Consider the following 17250-nt stretch of genomic DNA (forward strand, 5'->3'; position numbering starts at 1 on the left):
GGGGACCCTGTGGGAGAGTAGGACGCCGCCGAACAATCATTGTGGGAAAGCCCCGCACCAAGCCCTTCGGGGTTGGTGCGGGGCTTTTCTGCGTTCCGGGGACGGACGGGGTCTCCTGTAGGGTCAGGGGGCATCGTTCTATTTTTTCTACAGTCACAGTGGAGGCCCCCGGGTGGAGGTCCAGGAGACTCGGGTTCAGACTGACCGAATTTTCACCATTCCGAACGTCCTGAGCATGGCTCGCCTGGTCGGCGTGCCCGTGTTCCTGTGGCTGATCCTGGCGAAGCACGACGGGTGGGCCCTGGCCGTCCTCATGCTCAGCGGGATCAGTGACTACCTCGACGGGAAACTCGCACGCCGCTGGAATCAGATCAGCAGCCTCGGCCGGCTGCTGGATCCGGCCGCGGACCGCTTGTACATCCTGTCGACGCTCTTCGGGCTGACCTATCGCGAGATTCTGCCCCTGTGGCTCACCGGAGCGCTGATCGCGCGCGAACTGATGCTGCTGGTCATGGTGTGGATCCTGCGCCGACACGGCTATCCGCCGCCGCAGGTCAACTTCCTCGGCAAGGCCGCCACCTTCAACCTGATGTACGCGTTCCCCTTGCTGCTGCTCAGTGACGGCACGGGTTGGTTGGCCTGGACGGGCGCAGTTTTCGGATGGGCGTTCGCGGGATGGGGTACAACCCTCTACTGGTGGGCAGGAATCCTTTACGTGGTCCAAGTCCGTCGTCTGGTGAAGGCGGACGCCACGGCCGATTGAGCTCGCCAGGCGCCGGATGACGCGGAAGGCTTGCGGAGTCACCGCCCGAGACGTGGGTGAGGTCGGTCCGACCGTCGTCTCTCAAGGAGGACTCTTCCGACATGAAGGCCGTCGTGATGGCCGGTGGCGAAGGCACACGCCTTCGCCCCATGACCTCGAGCATGCCCAAGCCGCTCCTGCCGGTGGTGAACCGGCCGATCATGGAGCACGTGCTCAGGCTGCTCAAGCGGCATGGGCTCAGCGAGACCGTGGTCACCGTGCAGTTCCTGGCGTCACTCGTCAAGAACTACTTCGGGGATGGCGAAGAGCTCGGAATGGAGCTCACCTATGCCAACGAGGAGAAGCCACTCGGCACCGCCGGCAGCGTGAAGAATGCCGAGGAGGCCTTGAAGGACGACACGTTCCTTGTCATCTCCGGCGATGCGCTCACCGACTTCGACCTCACCGATCTGATCCGCTTCCACAAGGAGAAGGGCGGCCTCGTCACCGTCTGCCTGACCCGGGTGCCGAATCCGCTGGAATTCGGCATCACCATCGTGGACGAGGAAGGAAAGGTCGAGCGCTTCCTTGAGAAGCCGACCTGGGGGCAGGTCTTCTCGGACACCATCAACACCGGCATCTACGTGATGGAGCCGGAGATCTTCGACTACGTCGACGCGGACGTCTCGGTGGACTGGTCCGGAGACGTCTTCCCGCAGCTGATGAAGGAAGGCCGGCCGATCTACGGCTACGTCGCCGAGGGCTACTGGGAGGACGTCGGCACGCACGAGAGCTACGTCAAGGCGCAGGCCGACGTGCTCGAGGGCAAGGTCCAGGTCGAGATGGACGGCTTCGAGATCTCCCCCGGGGTATGGATCGCCGAAGGAGCCGAGGTCAGCCCCGACGCGGTGCTGCGCGGGCCGCTGTACATCGGGGACTACGCCAAGGTCGAGGCCGGGGTGGAGATCCGCGAGCACACCGTCATCGGGTCGAACGTGGTCGTCAAGAGCGGGGCCTTCCTGCACCGGGCCGTCGTCCACGACAACGTGTACATCGGTCCCCACAGCAATCTCCGCGGCTGCGTCATCGGCAAGAACACCGACATCATGCGGGCCGCCCGGATCGAGGACGGCGCCGTCATCGGTGACGAGTGCCTCGTCGGTGAGGAATCGATCGTCCAGGGGAACGTGCGGGTCTACCCCTTCAAGACCATCGAGGCCGGCGCCTTCGTCAACACTTCGGTGATCTGGGAGTCCCGCGGACAGGCACACCTGTTCGGGGCCCGCGGGGTCTCCGGCATCCTCAACGTGGAGATCACCCCCGAGCTGGTGGTCCGGCTCGCCGGCGCCTATGCGACGACCCTGAAGAAGGGGGCGATCGTCACCACGGCCCGCGACCACTCCCGAGGCGCCAGAGCGCTCAAGCGGGCCGTGATCTCCGCGCTCCAGGCCAGCGCCATCGACGTACGGGACCTGGAGAACGTACCGCTGCCCGTGGCGCGGCAACAGACGGCGCGGGGCAGTGCCGGCGGCATCATGCTGCGGACCTCGCCCGGAGTGCCGGACTCCGTGGACATCATGTTCCTGGACGAGCGGGGCGCCGACCTCTCGCAGGCGGGGCAGCGCAAGCTGGACCGCGTGTACGCGCGCCAGGAATACCGGCGGGCGTTCCCCGGCGAAATCGGCGACCTGCAGTTCCCCTCCAGCGTCTTCGACTCCTACACGGGCTCGCTGCTGCGGAGGGTGGACATCACCGGGATCGGCGACGCCGGGCTCAAGGTGGTCGTGGACGCCTCCAACGGCAGCGCGGGTCTTGTACTGCCCAGCCTGCTGGGCCGGCTCGGCGTGGACGCGCTGACGATCAATCCCGGGCTCGACGAGTCCCGGCCGACGGAGACCACCGAGTCCCGGCGGGCCGGGCTGGTGCGGCTCGGGGAGATCGTGGCCTCGGCCCGGGCCGCCTTCGGCGTGCGCTTCGACCCGGTGGGGGAGCGGATCTCCCTGGTCGACGAGCGCGGGCGGATCATCGAGGACGACCGGGCGCTGCTGGTGATGCTCGACCTGGTGGCCGCGGAGAAGCGGAGCGGCAAGGTCGCGCTGCCGGTCACCACGACGCGGGTCGCCGAGCAGGTGGCGGCGTACCACGGCACGCAGGTGGAGTGGACGACGACCTCGCCCGACGATCTGACGCGGGTGGGCCGGGCGGAGAACACCATCTTCGGTGGAGACGGCCGGGGCGGGTTCATCGTTCCCGAGTTCAGCAGCGTCTTCGACGGGTCGGCGGCCTTCGTGCAGCTGCTCGGGCTGGTGGCGCGGACGCAGCTCACGCTGAGCCAGATCGACGCCCGGATTCCGCGGGCGCACGTGCTCAAGCGGGACGTGCCGACGCCGTGGGCGGTGAAGGGGCTCGTGATGCGCCGGGTCGTGGAGGCGGCCGGCGACCGGACGGTGGACACCACCGACGGGGTGCGGGTCGTGGAGGCCGACGGGCGGTGGGCGCTGGTCCTGCCCGATCCGGCGGAAGCGGTCACCCACCTGTGGGCCGAAGGTCCCGACGACGCCTCGGCGCAGGCCCTCCTCGACGAGTGGGCGGGCGTGGTGGACGGCGCCGGGCACTGAGTGCCGGGCACTGATCCACGCAGGACCCAAGTCCCGGTGGGCCGGGCGCGGGGCGGTCCCCCGCCCGGCCCGCCGGACGGGTGCATTCGGTGTGTACGGCGCCGACATGCGACGATGTGCGGCATGTCGCAGCCGCCCCACAACCGGAGTTCGGCGTCTCCTGCGCCCGCGCGCCCGGACGCCTCCATGTCGCTGTTGACGCACGTGATGGACCACAGTCTCGACGAGGGCTACGCGGAGGCCGCGGCCCGGCGCGAGGCGGAGGGCACGGCGGGACTGCCGCGCACCCTCAAGGCCAAACTGGGGCTCGCCGCCGGGCTCGTGCTCGCCGCGATGGTCGTCACGCTCGGCGCCGCCGAGGCGCGGATAGCCGCTCCGGTGCTGGCCAAGGAGCGTCAGGAGCTGATCGACCGGGTGGAGCGGGCCGACGAGCACGCGGACGGTCTGGAACGGGACATCGAGCGTCTGCGGACGGACGTCGCCGACCGCCAGCGGGCCGCGCTCAAGCAGCCGGGCGGGGGCCAGGGTGATCTCGTGGCGTTGCTGGCCGGTGCCACGGAGGTCCGGGGGCCCGGGATCAAGCTGGTGGTGGACGACGCGAAGGGCGCTTCGGACGGCGGCGGTGGTGGTCCGCGCGAGAGCGCGGGTTTCTCGGACACCGGCCGGCTCCGCGACCGCGACATGCAGAAGATCGTCAACGGGCTGTGGCAGTCCGGGGCGGAGGCCATCTCGATCAACGGGCAGCGGCTGACGGCGCTGTCGGCGATCCGGGCCGCGGGTGACGCGATACTGGTCGACAACAGGCCGCTGGTGCCGCCGTACGAGGTGCTGGCGGTGGGGGACAAGAAGCGGCTCGGCACGGCCTTCCAGGACTCGGCGGACGGCCAGTACCTGCACGTTCTGCAGGAGAGCTACGGGATCCGCTACACCCTGTCCGCCGCGGACGAGGTGCGGCTGCCGGCCGCGCCGAGTCTGACCGTACGTACAGCTACAGCAGCAGAGCAGCAGAAGGGTGCATCGTGATCGCGGTACTGGGCCTCGTGGCCGGAGTGGTGGTCGGACTTCTGGTCCGGCCCGAAGTGCCGGCCGTGGTGGAGCCTTATCTGCCGATCGCCGTGGTGGCGGCGCTGGACGCGGTGTTCGGGGGCTTGCGCGCGATGCTGGACGGCATCTTCGTGGACAAGGTCTTCGTGGTGTCGTTCCTGTCGAACGTGGTCGTGGCCGCGCTGATCGTCTTCCTCGGCGACAAGCTGGGCGTGGGCTCGCAGCTGTCCACGGGCGTGGTCGTGGTCCTCGGCATCCGTATCTTCTCCAACGCCGCGGCCATCCGCCGGCACGTGTTCCGGGCGTGAGGCCGATGAGTACGAGCGATACCCCGCCCGAGCGTCCCGAGCGTTCCGAGGGGCCGGAAGGCTCCGGGGCGGCCGTTCCCCCGGTTCCGCCCGGTCCCGCGGTGCCCGCCGAGCCGCCGGCCGAGGTGCCGGCCGCGCCCGAGCAGACGGGCCGGCAGCGGCTCGCGGCCGGGCTGTGGCCGCCGCGGGTGAGCCGGGCCCAATTGATCGTCGCGGTGCTGCTGTTCGTCCTGGGCTTGGGTCTGGCCATCCAGGTCCGGTCGAACAGCGATTCCAGCGCGCTGCGCGGGGCCCGTCAGGAGGACCTCGTACGGATCCTCGACGAGCTCGACGGGCGGACCAAGCGCCTGGAGGACGAGAAGCAGCGGCTGGAGGATCAGCGCAAGGAGCTGGAGAGCAGCTCCAACCAGGCCGAGGAGGCCCGCAAGCAGACCGTGGAGAAGGAGCGCCAACTCGGCATCCTGGCCGGTACGGTGGCAGCGCAGGGCCCGGGCATCACGCTGAAGATCACCGATCCCAAGGGCCAGGTGCGGTCCGACCAGCTGCTGGACACGCTTCAGGAGCTGCGGGCGGCCGGGGCCGAGGCGATCCAGATCAACGGCGTGCGCATCGTGGCGGGCTCGTACTTCTCTGACGAGAGCGGCGGGGTCGGGATCGACGGTAAGAAGATCACACAGCCTTACGAGTTCAGGGTGATCGGCAAGGCCCAGGACCTGGAGCCTGCGCTCAACATCCCCGGCGGTGTCGTCCAGACGTTGGAGAAGGAACAGGCCAACGTCGTCGTCACACGGTCGGCGAAGATCGTTGTGGATGCCTTGCGGGCTGCGAAGCAGCCTGACTACGCTCGGTCGTCATCGTGAGGAAGCGGAGCGGAGAGTGGAGCGGCTCACGCGGGCGGATGCCTGCGGGGGGTCGGCGCACAGAAGTCGCGGTGCGTGGTGGAAACTGTCTGGTGGTTACGGACGTTGTGAGAATGTCCGGGTCGGCAGGTGTGTGCATTCGGAGTTCGTCCTGCCCCACGGGCGGGTCTGTTTCGGTCAAGGGGAATCGCCCGTGAAGTTGTTTGAGAAGTTGTTCGGCAAGAAGAACCGTGAGGAGAGCGGTGCGGCACGTCACCGCGCCGGGCACGGTGACGTGGAAGGGCAGGGCGACCGGCCGCTCTTCCGGGACGAGGTCGCGGGCGCGGGCGACAATTCGGGCGCGTACGGCGCGTCGTCTGTTGACCCTGCTGGTACCGGACGCATAGGTTTCGGTGAACCATCAACCTCAAGTACGGGTGGAGGGTTTGCCCCCGACCCGTATGCCACCAATGCCTCCGCGGGGCAGCCGCGGCGCGAGGAGCCGTCCATGTCGGCCGAGCAGATTTGCAGCAGGTGCGGACACCGCAGCGATGCGGCCAGCCGGTTCTGCTCCAACTGCGGAGCGCCGCTGCGGGCGGGTCTGACGCCGGAGCGTGCCTCGGAGACCACGTCCACCATCTCGATCTCGGGCCTCGAGGCCTACGAGGCCGAGGTGTCGGGACAACAGCACGTGTCGTCCTCGCTGTCCCCCGAGGCCCAGGCCGCGGTGGAGGCTCTGCCCCCGGGTTCCGCTCTGCTCATCGTGCGGCGCGGCCCCAACTCCGGCAGCCGCTTCCTGCTGGACGGCGAGCTGACCACGGCGGGCCGGCACCCGCAGAGCGACATCTTCCTGGACGACGTCACCGTCTCCCGGCGCCATGTCGAGTTCCGCAGGAGCCAGGACGGCGGCTTCACCGTCTCCGACGTCGGCAGCCTCAACGGCACGTATGTGAACCGTGAACCGATCGACTCCGTCGCCCTGCACAACGGCGACGAGGTGCAGATCGGCAAGTACCGGCTGGTCTTCTACGCGAGCCTGCGGGGCGTCTGACCCTCCCCCCGGACACCGTCCGGGGGGACCCCAGAGGGAAGGTCCCATGCTGCGCACCCCTACCGGCGGTGTCCCCCCAAGAGGCGCCGCCGGCTCGGCCGGGCGGCTGGTGAGCATCGGCACGGTGCTCACCACGCTGCGTGACGAGTTCCCCGAAGTCACGATCTCGAAGATCCGTTTCCTGGAGGCGGAGGGGCTCGTCGAGCCCAGGCGCACCCCTTCCGGATACCGCAAGTTCAGCACCGAGGACGTGGAGCGGCTGGCCCGCATCCTGCGTCTGCAGCGCGATCACTACCTCCCTCTGAAGGTCATCCGCGAGCAGCTCGACGCGCTCGCCCGCGGTGAGCAGATCCGTATCCCGGCGCCCACCGCGCACGGGGATGCCGTGGATCCCGCGAGCCCCGCGGCCGTCTACGGCGAGGTGGGCCGGGAGCGGCCCACCGTGGCCCGGGTGGGCCGTGCCGAGCTGCTCGCGGCCGCCGAGGTGGACGAGGTCCAGCTGGTCGAGTGGGAGTCGTACGGGCTGCTCGCCGAGGCGCCCGGCGGCGGATTCGACGCCGAGGCCGTCACCGTGGCCCGGCTGGTGGCCGATCTGGGGCGGTTCGGGCTGGAACCGCGGCACCTGCGCGCGATGAAGGCCGCCGCGGACCGGGAGGCGGGCCTGGTGGAGCAGGTCTTGGCACCGCTGCGCCGGCACCGCAACCCGCAGACCAGGGCACATGCCGAGGCGACCATGAAAGAGCTCGCAGGGCTCTCCGTACGGCTCCACGAGGCGTTCGTGCAGACGGCCCTCGGGGTGCGCCTACCGTGATGGAAGGGGCCCCGACTACCCAAACCGGCCGGTCAGGTCCTAGGGTTACTGTGTGAATGAGCTCGACGTTGTGGGTGTCCGGGTGGAAATGCCCTCCAACCAACCGATCGTGCTCCTGCGTGAAGTGGGAGGCGACCGGTACCTCCCCATCTGGATCGGTCCAGGGGAGGCGACCGCCATTGCCTTCGCGCAGCAGGGAATGGCCCCTGCCCGGCCGCTGACGCACGACCTGTTCAAGGACGTGCTGGAGGCGGTCGGCGAGGAGCTCACCGAGGTCCGGATCACGGATCTGCGGGAGGGCGTCTTCTACGCGGAGCTCGTCTTCGCCAGCGGGGTCGAGGTGAGCGCGCGGCCTTCCGATGCCATAGCGCTGGCCCTGCGGACGGGGACGCCGATCTACGGCAGTGACGGCGTGCTCGACGACGCCGGGATTGCCATTCCCGACGAGCAGGAGGACGAAGTGGAGAAGTTCCGCGAGTTCCTCGACCAGATCTCGCCCGAGGACTTCGGCACCGGCCCGCAGCAGTGAGCTGTCGGCCGCGTCGTCCACGGGGAACTTTCAGCCCATTCGAGTAGCCTTTCCCCGCAATCGGATACGGGAAACCACTCTCAGGGTGATTATCACTCGGCGTGCCGAGTGTGGCGATCGTTGACGCACCCCTGGTGACTGCCTACCTTCAAGGTGGCAGGTCAAGGACGGAGGGTCGGCGTGAGGATCACGGGCGACGGTACGACCGGGGGCATCCCCGTACGGAGTGACGGTGGACCGTACCCGCTGCACGGCAGCGCGGTCGGTTCCGCGCGCCGTCAGCCGGAGTCGACGCCGGTCGGACCGGTGGGCGGCGACCCGGCGCCCGAGCAGATCGGCTACCGCGGGCCGACGGCGTGTGCCGCGGCCGGCATCACCTACCGGCAGCTCGACTACTGGGCGCGGACGGGGTTGGTGGAGCCGAGCGTGCGCCCCGCCTACGGTTCGGGCACGCAGCGGCTCTACAGCTTCCGCGACGTCGTGGTCCTCAAGATCGTCAAGCGCTTCCTGGACACCGGGGTGGCGCTCCAGAACATCCGTACGGCCGTCCAGCACCTGCGGGACCGCGGGTTCTCGGACCTGGAGCGGATGACGCTGATGAGCGACGGCGCCACCGTGTACGAGTGCACCTCGCCGGACCAGGTCGTCAGCCTGCTCCAGGGCGGGCAGGGCGTCTTCGGCATCGCCGTGGGCGTGGTCTGGCGCGATGTCGAGAGCGCGCTGTCGCAGCTGCACGGGGAGCGCGTGGACACCGGCGAGACCCTGGTCGGGCACAACCCGGCCGACGAGCTCGCCGCCCGCCGGAACCGGGCCGTCTGACCCGAAGGCCGAAGATCACCCCGTTGTCAGTGGCGTAGGGCAGCATCGGGGTGTGAGAGCCGCGCCGACCATCCTGCATCTGGACATGGACGCCTTCTACGCCTCCGTCGAGCAGGCGTCGAAGCCGAGCCTGCTCGGCAAGGCCGTCATCGTCGGCGGGCTCGGGCCCCGGGGGGTTGTCGCCACCGCCTCGTACGAGGCCAGGCGCTTCGGGGTGCATTCGGCGATGCCGATGGCGCAGGCGCGGCGGCTCTGCCCGAACGGGGCGTGCCTGATTCCGCGCTTCAGCCTCTACCGCGACGTCAGCGACATCGTGATGGCCCTGCTGCGGGAGCTGTCGCCGCTGGTGGAGCCGCTCAGCCTGGACGAGGCCTTCGTGGACCTGGAGGCGGGCGGGACCGCCTTCGACTCGGAGGCGGCCCGGGCGACCGGGGAGCGGCTGCGTGCGGACATCAGGGCCGCCACGGGGCTCAGCGGCTCCGTGGGGCTGGCCGGGTCGAAGATGCTGGCCAAGGTGGCCTCCGAGGAGGCCAAGCCGGCCGGTCTGCTGCTGATCGAGCCGGGCACCGAGCGGGAGCTGCTCGCGCCCATGTCGGTGCGGACCCTGCCCGGGGTGGGGCCGGCCACCGGCGAGCACCTGCGCCGTGCCGGGATCACCACGGTGGGGGAGCTGGCGGAGGCCGGCGAGGACGAGCTGGTGCGGATGCTGGGGCGCTCGCACGGCGTGGGGCTGTACCGGATGGCGCTGGGGCTGGACGACCGGCCGGTGGTCGCGGAGCGGGACGCGAAGTCGGTGTCGGTGGAGGACACCTTCGACGTGGACCTGCACGACCGGGTGCGGATCCGGGGCGAGGTGCAGCGGCTGGCCGACCGGTGCGTCCAGCGGTTGCGGGGGTCCGGGCATTCGGGGCGCACGATCGTGCTGAAGGTGCGGCGGTACGACTTCTCCACCCTGACGCGGTCGGAAACCCTGCGGGGGCCGACGGACGACCCGGCGGTGGTGCGGGAGGCGGCCGCGCGGCTGCTGGAGGGTGTGGACACCACGGGCGGGGTGCGGCTGCTGGGGGTCGGGGTGACCGGGCTGGCGGACTACACGCAGGAGGATCTGTTCGCCCAGTCGCTGGCCGCCGGGACGCTCGCCGCCGAGGCGGACGGGGAGGGCGGGGACGGCGGAGGGCACGGCTCGGAGGGTGCGGAGCCGGGCGGTCCGCCGGGGGAGGGCGGCGCCGCCGCGGTGGGCGTGCAGGCTCCGACGGCTCCGGACCAGGCGCCCGGGCCGGAAGGCCAGCCCGGGGCGCCCGGCGGAGCGGAGCCCGCGCCCGAGCGGCGGTGGCCGCCGGGGAGCGACGTACGGCATGCGCTGTACGGGCCCGGGTGGGTGCAGGGCAGCGGGGTCGGGAGGGTGACCGTACGGTTCGAGCAGCCCGGATCGCCGCCCGGCCGGGTGCGGACCTTCCGGGTGGACGACCCCGATCTGGAGCCGTCCGATCCGCTGCCGTTGGTGGGGGACGCGGAGCCGGACGGGCAGACGGCTTAGGTGCTGTCGTCGCCCGCGAGGTGGCCGAAGTCGCGCTGGAAGTCCGTTGGGAGGGTCACGTCCAGGCCGTAGTGGTGGTAGAGCTGCAGCTCCTGTTCGGGGGAGAGGTGGCGCCCGACGCCGAAGTCGGGGGCGTCCCTGATCAGGGAGCGGTCGAAGGGCACCCGAAGGGTGTCGTCCACCAGCTCGCTGGGCTCCAGCGGCACGAAGGCGTCCCGGCTGAACAGGCCCGTGCGGACGGCGGCCCATTCGGGGACGCCCGTGGCATCGTCGAGGTAGACCTCGTCGACGGTGCCGATCTTGGTGCCGTTGCGGTCGAACGCCTTGCGGCCGATCAGGCTGCGCGGATCGATGTCGGTCTGCACGGTCCCTCCAAATGGTCGCAACTCCTCCGTAAGCACTACAGAAGTGCATATCGGGAAAGCAGGCCACTCGGGGGAGTGCCCAGATCCTCGCTGGTAGGCTGGGTGACGGCTGTCGACCCTGTGCGGGAGAGTCCTCCGAGTGAGCGTGACGGAGGCGCCGAAGGAGCAAATCCTCCCCGGAATCTCTCAGGCATACGTACCGCACGGACGAGGCCACTCTGGAAAGCAGGGGCGGGTACCGGGCGCACAGTGCCGGTTCCCCTCCTCACCGACGGTGAAAGCCGGATCTCGCGGGCGACCCCCTGTGAGGCCCGGTGAAACTCTCAGGTTGAGATGACAGAGGGGGAGGCCGTCCGGGTGCCCGCGCCGTGGTGCCCCTCGCAGGTCATACGACCAGGAGGCCTCCGTCATGACCGCCAACCGCATTCCGCTCTCCCAGCTGGAGCGAGGCATCCCCTTCGAGCAGCGCCACATCGGCCCGGATGCCGAGGCGCAGGCGAAGATGCTCGCCCAGGTGGGCTACGGCTCCCTGGACGAACTCACCGCCGCCGCGGTGCCGGATGTCATCAAGACCGCCGAAGCGCTGAACCTGCCCGAGGCGCGGACCGAGGCCGAGGTGCTCGCCGAGCTGCGCTCGCTCGCCGACCGCAACCAGGTCCTCTCCTCGATGATCGGCCTCGGCTACTACGGGACCTTCACCCCGCCGGTGATCCTCCGCAACGTCATGGAGAACCCGGCCTGGTACACGGCGTACACGCCGTACCAGCCGGAGATCTCGCAGGGCCGCCTCGAGGCGCTGCTGAACTTCCAGACCGTCGTCGCGGACCTCACCGGGCTGCCGACCTCCGGTGCCTCGCTGCTCGACGAGGGCACGGCGGCCGCCGAGGCCATGTCGCTCGCCCGCCGCGTGGGCAAGGTCAAGGGCGGCGTCTTCCTGATCGACGCCGACGCGCTGCCGCAGACCATCGCCGTGATCGAGACCCGCGCCGAGCCGACCGGTGTCGAGGTCGTCGTCGCCGATCTGAGCGAGGGCATCCCGGCCGAGATCGCCGAGCGCGGTGTCTTCGGCGTCCTGCTCCAGTACCCGGGCGCCTCCGGTGCCGTACGGGAGATCAAGCCGCTCATCGACCAGGCGCACGAGCTCGGTGCCATCGTCACCGTCTCGGCCGACCTGCTCGCCCTGACCCTGCTGACCTCCCCGGGTGAGCTGGGCGCGGACATCGCCGTGGGCACCACGCAGCGCTTCGGCGTTCCGATGGGCTTCGGCGGACCGCACGCCGGCTACATGGCCGTCCAGGCCAAGCACGCCCGCTCGCTGCCGGGCCGCCTCGTCGGCGTCTCCGTGGACGCGGACGGCAACAAGGCCTACCGCCTGGCGCTGCAGACCCGTGAGCAGCACATCCGCCGTGAGAAGGCCACCAGCAACATCTGTACCGCGCAGGTGCTGCTGGCCGTCATGGCCGCCATGTACGCCGTCTACCACGGCCCGGACGGCCTGCGGACGATCGCCCGCCGGACCCACCGCTACGCGGCCCTGCTCGCCGCGGGTCTCCAGGCCGACGGTGTGGAGATCGTGCACGGCGCGTACTTCGACACGATCACGGCCCGCGTGCCGGGCCGCGCGGCCGAGGTCGTCGCCGCCGCCCGCGAGGGCGGGGTCAACCTCTACCAGGCCGACGCCGACCACGTCTCCGTCTCCTGCGACGAGACCACCCTGCGCGCCGACATCGAGGCCGTCTGGGCCGCCTTCGGCGTCTCCGCGGACATCGAGGCGCTCGACGAGACCGCGGCCGACACCCTTCCCGAGGGCCTGCTGCGCTCGGACGCGTACCTGACCCACCCGGTCTTCCACCAGCACCGCTCCGAGACCGCGATGCTGCGCTACCTGCGCAAGCTCTCGGACAAGGACTACGCGCTGGACCGCGGCATGATCCCGCTGGGCTCCTGCACCATGAAGCTCAACGCCACCACCGAGATGGAGCCGGTCACCTGGCCCGAATTCGGCCAGCTGCACCCCTTCGCCCCGGTGGAGCAGGCCGAGGGCTACCTCACGCTCATCAACGAGCTGGAGGAACGTCTCTGCGAGGTCACCGGCTACGACAAGGTCTCCATCCAGCCGAACGCGGGCTCCCAGGGTGAGCTCGCCGGCCTGCTGGCCGTCCGTGCCTACCACCGCGCGAACGGCGACGAGCAGCGCACCATCTGCCTCATCCCGTCCTCCGCGCACGGCACCAACGCCGCCAGCGCCGTGATGGCCGGCATGAAGGTGGTCGTCGTCAAGACCGCAGACGACGGCGAGGTGGACGCGGCCGACCTGCGCGCCAAGATCGAGCAGTACCGCGACGAGCTCGCCGTGCTGATGATCACCTACCCCTCCACGCACGGGGTGTTCGAGGAGCACGTCGCCGACATCTGCGCCCAGGTGCACGAGGCCGGCGGCCAGGTCTACGTGGACGGCGCCAACCTCAACGCCCTGGTGGGCCTGGCCAAGCCGGGTCACTTCGGCGGCGACGTCTCGCACCTGAACCTGCACAAGACCTTCTGCATCCCGCACGGCGGCGGCGGCCCGGGCGTCGGCCCGGTCGGTGTCCGGGCGCACCTGGCCCCGTACCTGCCGAACCACCCGCTCCAGCCGACGGCGGGCCCGGAGACGGGCGTCGGCCCGATCTCGGCCGCTCCGTGGGGCTCGGCGGGCATCCTGCCGATCTCCTGGTCGTACGTGCGCCTGATGGGCGGCGAGGGCCTCAAGCGCGCCACCCAGGTCGCGGTGCTCGGCGCCAACTACATCGCCAAGCGCCTGGAGCCGCACTACCCGGTGCTCTACACCGGCCCGGGCAACCTGGTCGCGCACGAGTGCATCATCGACCTGCGTCCGCTGTCGAAGTCGACGGGCGTGAGCGTCGACGACATCGCCAAGCGCCTGATCGACTACGGGTTCCACGCGCCGACCATGTCCTTCCCGGTCGCCGGCACCCTGATGATCGAGCCGACGGAGTCCGAGGACCTCGCCGAGATCGACCGCTTCTGCGACGCGATGATCGCCATCCGCGGCGAGATCGAGCGGGTCGCGGCCGGCGACTGGCCGGTGGACGACAACCCGCTGGCCAACTCCCCGCACACCGCTGCGGCGCTGGGCGGCGAGTGGAACCACCCGTACACCCGCGACGAGGCCGTCTTCCCGGGCGGGGTCACGGCCGCCGAGAAGTACTGGCCGCCGGTGCGCCGCATCGACGGTGCCTTCGGCGACCGCAACCTGGTGTGCTCCTGCCCGCCGCTGGACGAGTACGACAACTGACCGGTGACGAAGGGGCCGGTCCGGGAGAACCTCCCGGACCGGCCCCTTCGTCGTTCCCGCCTCGTCCTAGGCCGCCGCGAGCGGGCGGTGCGGTGCGATGATCTGGCCGTCGGGCAGCAGCTCACCGGTGTCCTCGAAGAGCAGGACGCCATTGCACAGCAGGCTCCAGCCCTGTTCCGGGTGGTTGGCCACGGGGTGCGCGGCCTCCCGGTCGGCGGAGTCGGCTGACGGGCAGGCTGGCTGGTGCTGGCACATGGATGCGTTCTTTCGCTGCGGTGTGGTCTGCGTGCTACGGCTGGATACGTGATTCATGGCCGTCCCCCTGGGTCATCCCCGCACCCGCGGGGAGCTTGTCATCAGTCTTCCCCCACGACAGCCGCTTCGCAGGCATTTCCCGCCGGCTGTCCTCATAGATTGATGACGCATCACCCGTGCGGGCGGTTCAGGCCAACTCCCCTGTCATTTCGGATGGTTCACCACTGGTCCGAGCGGACTAGGCCGAATGGGTAATCCGGTCGACCGGCAGGTCAGGCGGCCGGCGCGGCGAGCGAGGGCGGGACCGGCGCCGCCGCGGGGGTCAGCCGGTGGGTCAGCACGGGCAGCAGCTCGGAAACCGGATGCGGCCGGTACGCGGCGATGCCGGGCGGGGCCGGGGCCAGGGGCACCAGCAGGTCCTCGCCTGCGGGCAGGCCGGCGGAGGCGTCGGCGCCGACCGCCCCGTGCAGCCACAGGGTCAGCATGTACAGCTCCGGTACGGACAGCAGCCGGGGCTGGTAGCTCGTGCCGAGTGATTCCGCCTGGCGCAGGGCGCGTTCGGTGGCGGCGACGTAGGGGCCCTCGAAGAAGTGGGAGAAGGCCCAGCCGTCGGGTGTCAGCCGGGTGTCGGCGGCCGCGACGTAGCGGTCGCCGCTGCGGATCAGGAACCGCCAGCCCGTCAGCCGCGTACGGGGCGGCCTGCCGCCGGCCGCCAGGCTCGACATGTGCAGCCGGTCGAGGACGTGCACCGGCAGCGGGAGTTCGGCGGTCATCGGCCCCTGCAGCGCGCGCAGGGCGGGGGTGTGCGCCTCATGGACGGCGGTGGGGGAGCCGAGGGCCGCGAGGACGCAGCGGAGGGCGGGCGCGGGAGCCGGAGGGACATGCAGCGGCATGGTGGGTCGCCTCTCACTTGGGAGACCGGTGGAACGGGGGCAGGTGCGGACGGCGCTGTCGCATTCTGGGGCCAGAGGGGGGCTGAGGGGCAATGGCCGCGCGCCAACTCTCTGCCTCGTTTGCGGAGTTTATACGACATGTGTTCACGCAGTGTTTCGGCTAGCTGTCCCGCCTATTGCCGACAAGGCGCTTACCGGACCCGCTGACATGGCATTCATGCCGGATGGGCGCGAACATGTCGCGCTGACCTCGGAGGTTACCGGAAGGGGGCTCGGCTGGAAAGCATCGGTTATTCGGAAGAGGCAAAGTCGAGGAGGAATGTGCGCGAAGGGAGTTGCCAGGTGAATGTGCCGAAGCTCCCTTCGGCCAAACCGGCGCGCGCTCCTCGCCACTCACGCCCCCTTCGGCGTTACGGATCACGTTGCCGGGGCATCATCGACCGTAACGCGCGCCTGGGTGTCCCGGGCCAGGCCCACTCGAGGAGGGACGCTTCGATGGGGGAGAAGGTCGTGGCGGGCGGATTCGACCTGTCCGATCGGCAGCGGTATCGAAGGAAGCTTCACGAGTGCCTGGAGGGGCTGGAGCGACTTCTGGCGGAGAAGAGGTTCGATCGCCCGAAGAACATGATGGGGCTGGAGATCGAGTTGAATCTCGCGGGTGCCGACGGTTTGCCGAGAATGGTGAATGCGCAGGTGCTGGAGCGGATTGCGAGCCCGGATTTCCAGACCGAACTCGGTATGTTCAACCTGGAGGTGAACGTCCTTCCCCACCGGCTCGGCGGCCGGGTATTCGACCAGCTCGCCGAGGAACTCAGTGCGGGCCTCGGCTACGCCCACCGGCAAGCCGCGGAGATCGACGCGGGCGTGGTGATGATCGGCATTCTGCCGACCATCTCCCGCGAGGACCTGGTCACCGCCAACCTGTCGGCGGTCGACCGCTACTCGCTGCTCAACGAGCAGATCCTGATGATGCGCGGGGAGGACTTCACGCTCGACATCGACGGGGTCGAGCGGCTCGTGTGGACCTCCGGGTCGATCGTGCCGGAGGCCGCCTGTACGTCCGTACAGCTGCACCTCCAGGTGACCCCGGCGCGGTTCGCGGACGTGTGGAACGCGGCGCAGGCGGTGACGGCCGCGCAGATAGCCGTCGGCGCCAACTCGCCCTTCCTGTTCGGGCGCGAGCTGTGGCGGGAGTCGCGGCCGCCGCTGTTCACGCAGGCCACCGACACCCGGCCGCCCGAGCTCCAGGCCCAGGGCGTGCGGCCGCGCACCTGGTTCGGGGAGCGCTGGGTGGATTCGGCGTACGAGCTCTTCGCGGAGAACGTCCGCTACTTCCCCTCCTTGCTGCCGATCTGCGACGAGGAGGAGCCGCTGCGGGTCCTCGCCGAGGGCGGGGTGCCGGGGCTCCAGGAGCTGGTGCTGCACAACGGCACCGTCTACCGGTGGAACCGGCCGGTGTACGGGGTCGCCGACGGGGTGCCGCACCTGCGGGTGGAGAACCGGGTGCTGCCGGCCGGGCCCACGGTCGCCGACGTCGTCGCCAACGCCGCCTTCTACTACGGGCTCGTACGCACCCTCGCCGACGAGCCGCGTCCGGTGTGGACCCGGCTGCCGTTCGCCGAGGCGGAGGCCAACTTCGACGCGGCCTGCCGGTACGGGATCGACGCGCGGCTGCGGTGGCCGCGCCGGGGCCGGGGCGGCGGGCTGGCCAGCGTGCCCGCCGTACGGCTCGTCCTCGACGAGCTGCTGCCGATGGCGGCGGCCGGCCTGGACGCCTGGGGCATCGAGCCCGCGGACCGGGACCGCTACCTCGGCATCATCGAGGAGCGCTGCCGGCGGCGGGTGAACGGGTCGACCTGGCAGGTGGACACCTACCACCGGGCCCTGGCGTCCGGGCTGGCCAGGGACGAGGCGCTGGCCGCGACCACCCGGCGCTACAGCGAGCTGATGCACAAGGGCGACCCCGTGCACACCTGGCCGGTGGGCCTGGGGGAGGAGGTGGTGATCCCGGCCCAGCGCGGGACCTGAGCCGCCGCCGGTCCGTCAACCCGCCGCGATGATCCCCCCGGCCCGCCGAGGAGGCAGTATGGGGAGGTCGGAAACGGAATTTCGCCGTGCGAGGGCGCAGCGGGATGGCGGGACGG

15 protein-coding genes and 1 riboswitch are annotated in these 17250 nt (G+C 70.3%); of the genes, 12 read left to right on the top strand and 3 right to left on the bottom strand.

What is annotated here, in order from left to right; all coding sequences use genetic code 11:
* Positions 1-172 precede the first annotated feature (172 nt).
* The 10 genes from ACFWBN_RS33045 (at position 173) to ACFWBN_RS33090 (ending at position 10298) form a co-directional block, all read left to right on the top strand.
* A complete protein-coding gene (locus ACFWBN_RS33045) occupies positions 173-763 on the top strand; it encodes a CDP-alcohol phosphatidyltransferase family protein (RefSeq protein WP_385183183.1) in 591 nt (196 codons plus the stop codon).
* Between the two features lie 101 nt (positions 764-864).
* A complete protein-coding gene (locus tag ACFWBN_RS33050) occupies positions 865-3360 on the top strand; it encodes a sugar phosphate nucleotidyltransferase (RefSeq protein WP_385183186.1) in 2496 nt (831 codons plus the stop codon).
* A 114-nt stretch (positions 3361-3474) separates the two neighbouring features.
* Complete coding sequence (locus ACFWBN_RS33055; RefSeq protein ID WP_385183189.1) at positions 3475-4383, top strand: DUF881 domain-containing protein; 909 nt, start codon at positions 3475-3477, stop codon at positions 4381-4383.
* Positions 4380-4712, top strand: coding sequence for a small basic family protein (locus ACFWBN_RS33060; RefSeq protein ID WP_030158423.1), 333 nt, complete (start codon positions 4380-4382; stop codon positions 4710-4712). Before ACFWBN_RS33055 ends, ACFWBN_RS33060 begins: the two co-directional genes overlap by 4 nt.
* A 5-nt stretch (positions 4713-4717) precedes the next feature.
* Positions 4718-5572: a DUF881 domain-containing protein gene (locus tag ACFWBN_RS33065; RefSeq protein ID WP_385183192.1), complete on the top strand. Its 855-nt coding sequence runs from the start codon at positions 4718-4720 to the stop codon at positions 5570-5572.
* A gap of 85 nt (positions 5573-5657) precedes the next feature.
* The gene (locus ACFWBN_RS33070; RefSeq protein WP_385183302.1) at positions 5658-6602 is read left to right on the top strand and encodes an FHA domain-containing protein; all 945 of its coding nucleotides are present in this window, start codon (positions 5658-5660) and stop codon (positions 6600-6602) included.
* Positions 6603-6648: 46 nt separating this feature from the next.
* Positions 6649-7413, top strand: a complete 765-nt coding sequence (locus ACFWBN_RS33075; RefSeq protein WP_385183195.1) for a MerR family transcriptional regulator — start codon at positions 6649-6651, stop codon at positions 7411-7413.
* A 52-nt stretch (positions 7414-7465) separates the two neighbouring features.
* Positions 7466-7942 carry a bifunctional nuclease family protein gene (locus ACFWBN_RS33080; protein ID WP_042812692.1) on the top strand — a complete coding sequence of 159 codons (477 nt, stop codon included), beginning with the start codon at positions 7466-7468 and terminating at the stop codon, positions 7940-7942.
* A gap of 180 nt (positions 7943-8122) precedes the next feature.
* Positions 8123-8761, top strand: a complete 639-nt coding sequence (locus ACFWBN_RS33085) for a MerR family transcriptional regulator (RefSeq protein ID WP_385183199.1) — start codon at positions 8123-8125, stop codon at positions 8759-8761.
* Positions 8762-8813: 52 nt separating this feature from the next.
* Positions 8814-10298 (top strand): DNA polymerase IV, encoded by a 1485-nt coding sequence (locus tag ACFWBN_RS33090; protein WP_385183202.1) that lies wholly within the window; start codon positions 8814-8816, stop codon positions 10296-10298.
* Here the strand turns inward: ACFWBN_RS33090 and ACFWBN_RS33095 are convergent.
* Positions 10295-10663 (bottom strand): PRC-barrel domain-containing protein, encoded by a 369-nt coding sequence (locus tag ACFWBN_RS33095; protein WP_385183205.1) that lies wholly within the window; start codon positions 10661-10663, stop codon positions 10295-10297. The genes ACFWBN_RS33090 and ACFWBN_RS33095 overlap by 4 nt on opposite strands.
* A 113-nt stretch (positions 10664-10776) precedes the next feature.
* A riboswitch (glycine riboswitch) is annotated at positions 10777-10875 on the top strand.
* Between the two features lie 197 nt (positions 10876-11072).
* Between ACFWBN_RS33095 and gcvP the strand changes: the two genes are divergently transcribed.
* Positions 11073-13958, top strand: a complete 2886-nt coding sequence (gcvP, locus tag ACFWBN_RS33100; protein ID WP_385183208.1) for an aminomethyl-transferring glycine dehydrogenase — start codon at positions 11073-11075, stop codon at positions 13956-13958.
* Positions 13959-14024: 66 nt separating this feature from the next.
* Here the strand turns inward: gcvP and ACFWBN_RS33105 are convergent, their stop codons facing one another.
* Complete coding sequence (locus ACFWBN_RS33105; protein WP_285440842.1) at positions 14025-14213, bottom strand: DUF5999 family protein; 189 nt, start codon at positions 14211-14213, stop codon at positions 14025-14027.
* 272 nt (positions 14214-14485) lie between these two features.
* Complete coding sequence (locus tag ACFWBN_RS33110) at positions 14486-15106, bottom strand: hypothetical protein (protein WP_385183211.1); 621 nt, start codon at positions 15104-15106, stop codon at positions 14486-14488.
* Positions 15107-15601: 495 nt separating this feature from the next.
* Here ACFWBN_RS33110 and ACFWBN_RS33115 point away from each other — a divergent pair, with 495 nt between their 5' ends.
* Positions 15602-17134, top strand: coding sequence for a glutamate-cysteine ligase family protein (locus tag ACFWBN_RS33115; RefSeq protein ID WP_385183214.1), 1533 nt, complete (start codon positions 15602-15604; stop codon positions 17132-17134).
* Positions 17135-17250 lie beyond the last annotated feature (116 nt).

It is taken from the genome of Streptomyces sp. NPDC059989 (assembly GCF_042736975.1).
Classification (GTDB): Bacteria; Actinomycetota; Actinomycetes; order Streptomycetales; family Streptomycetaceae; genus Streptomyces.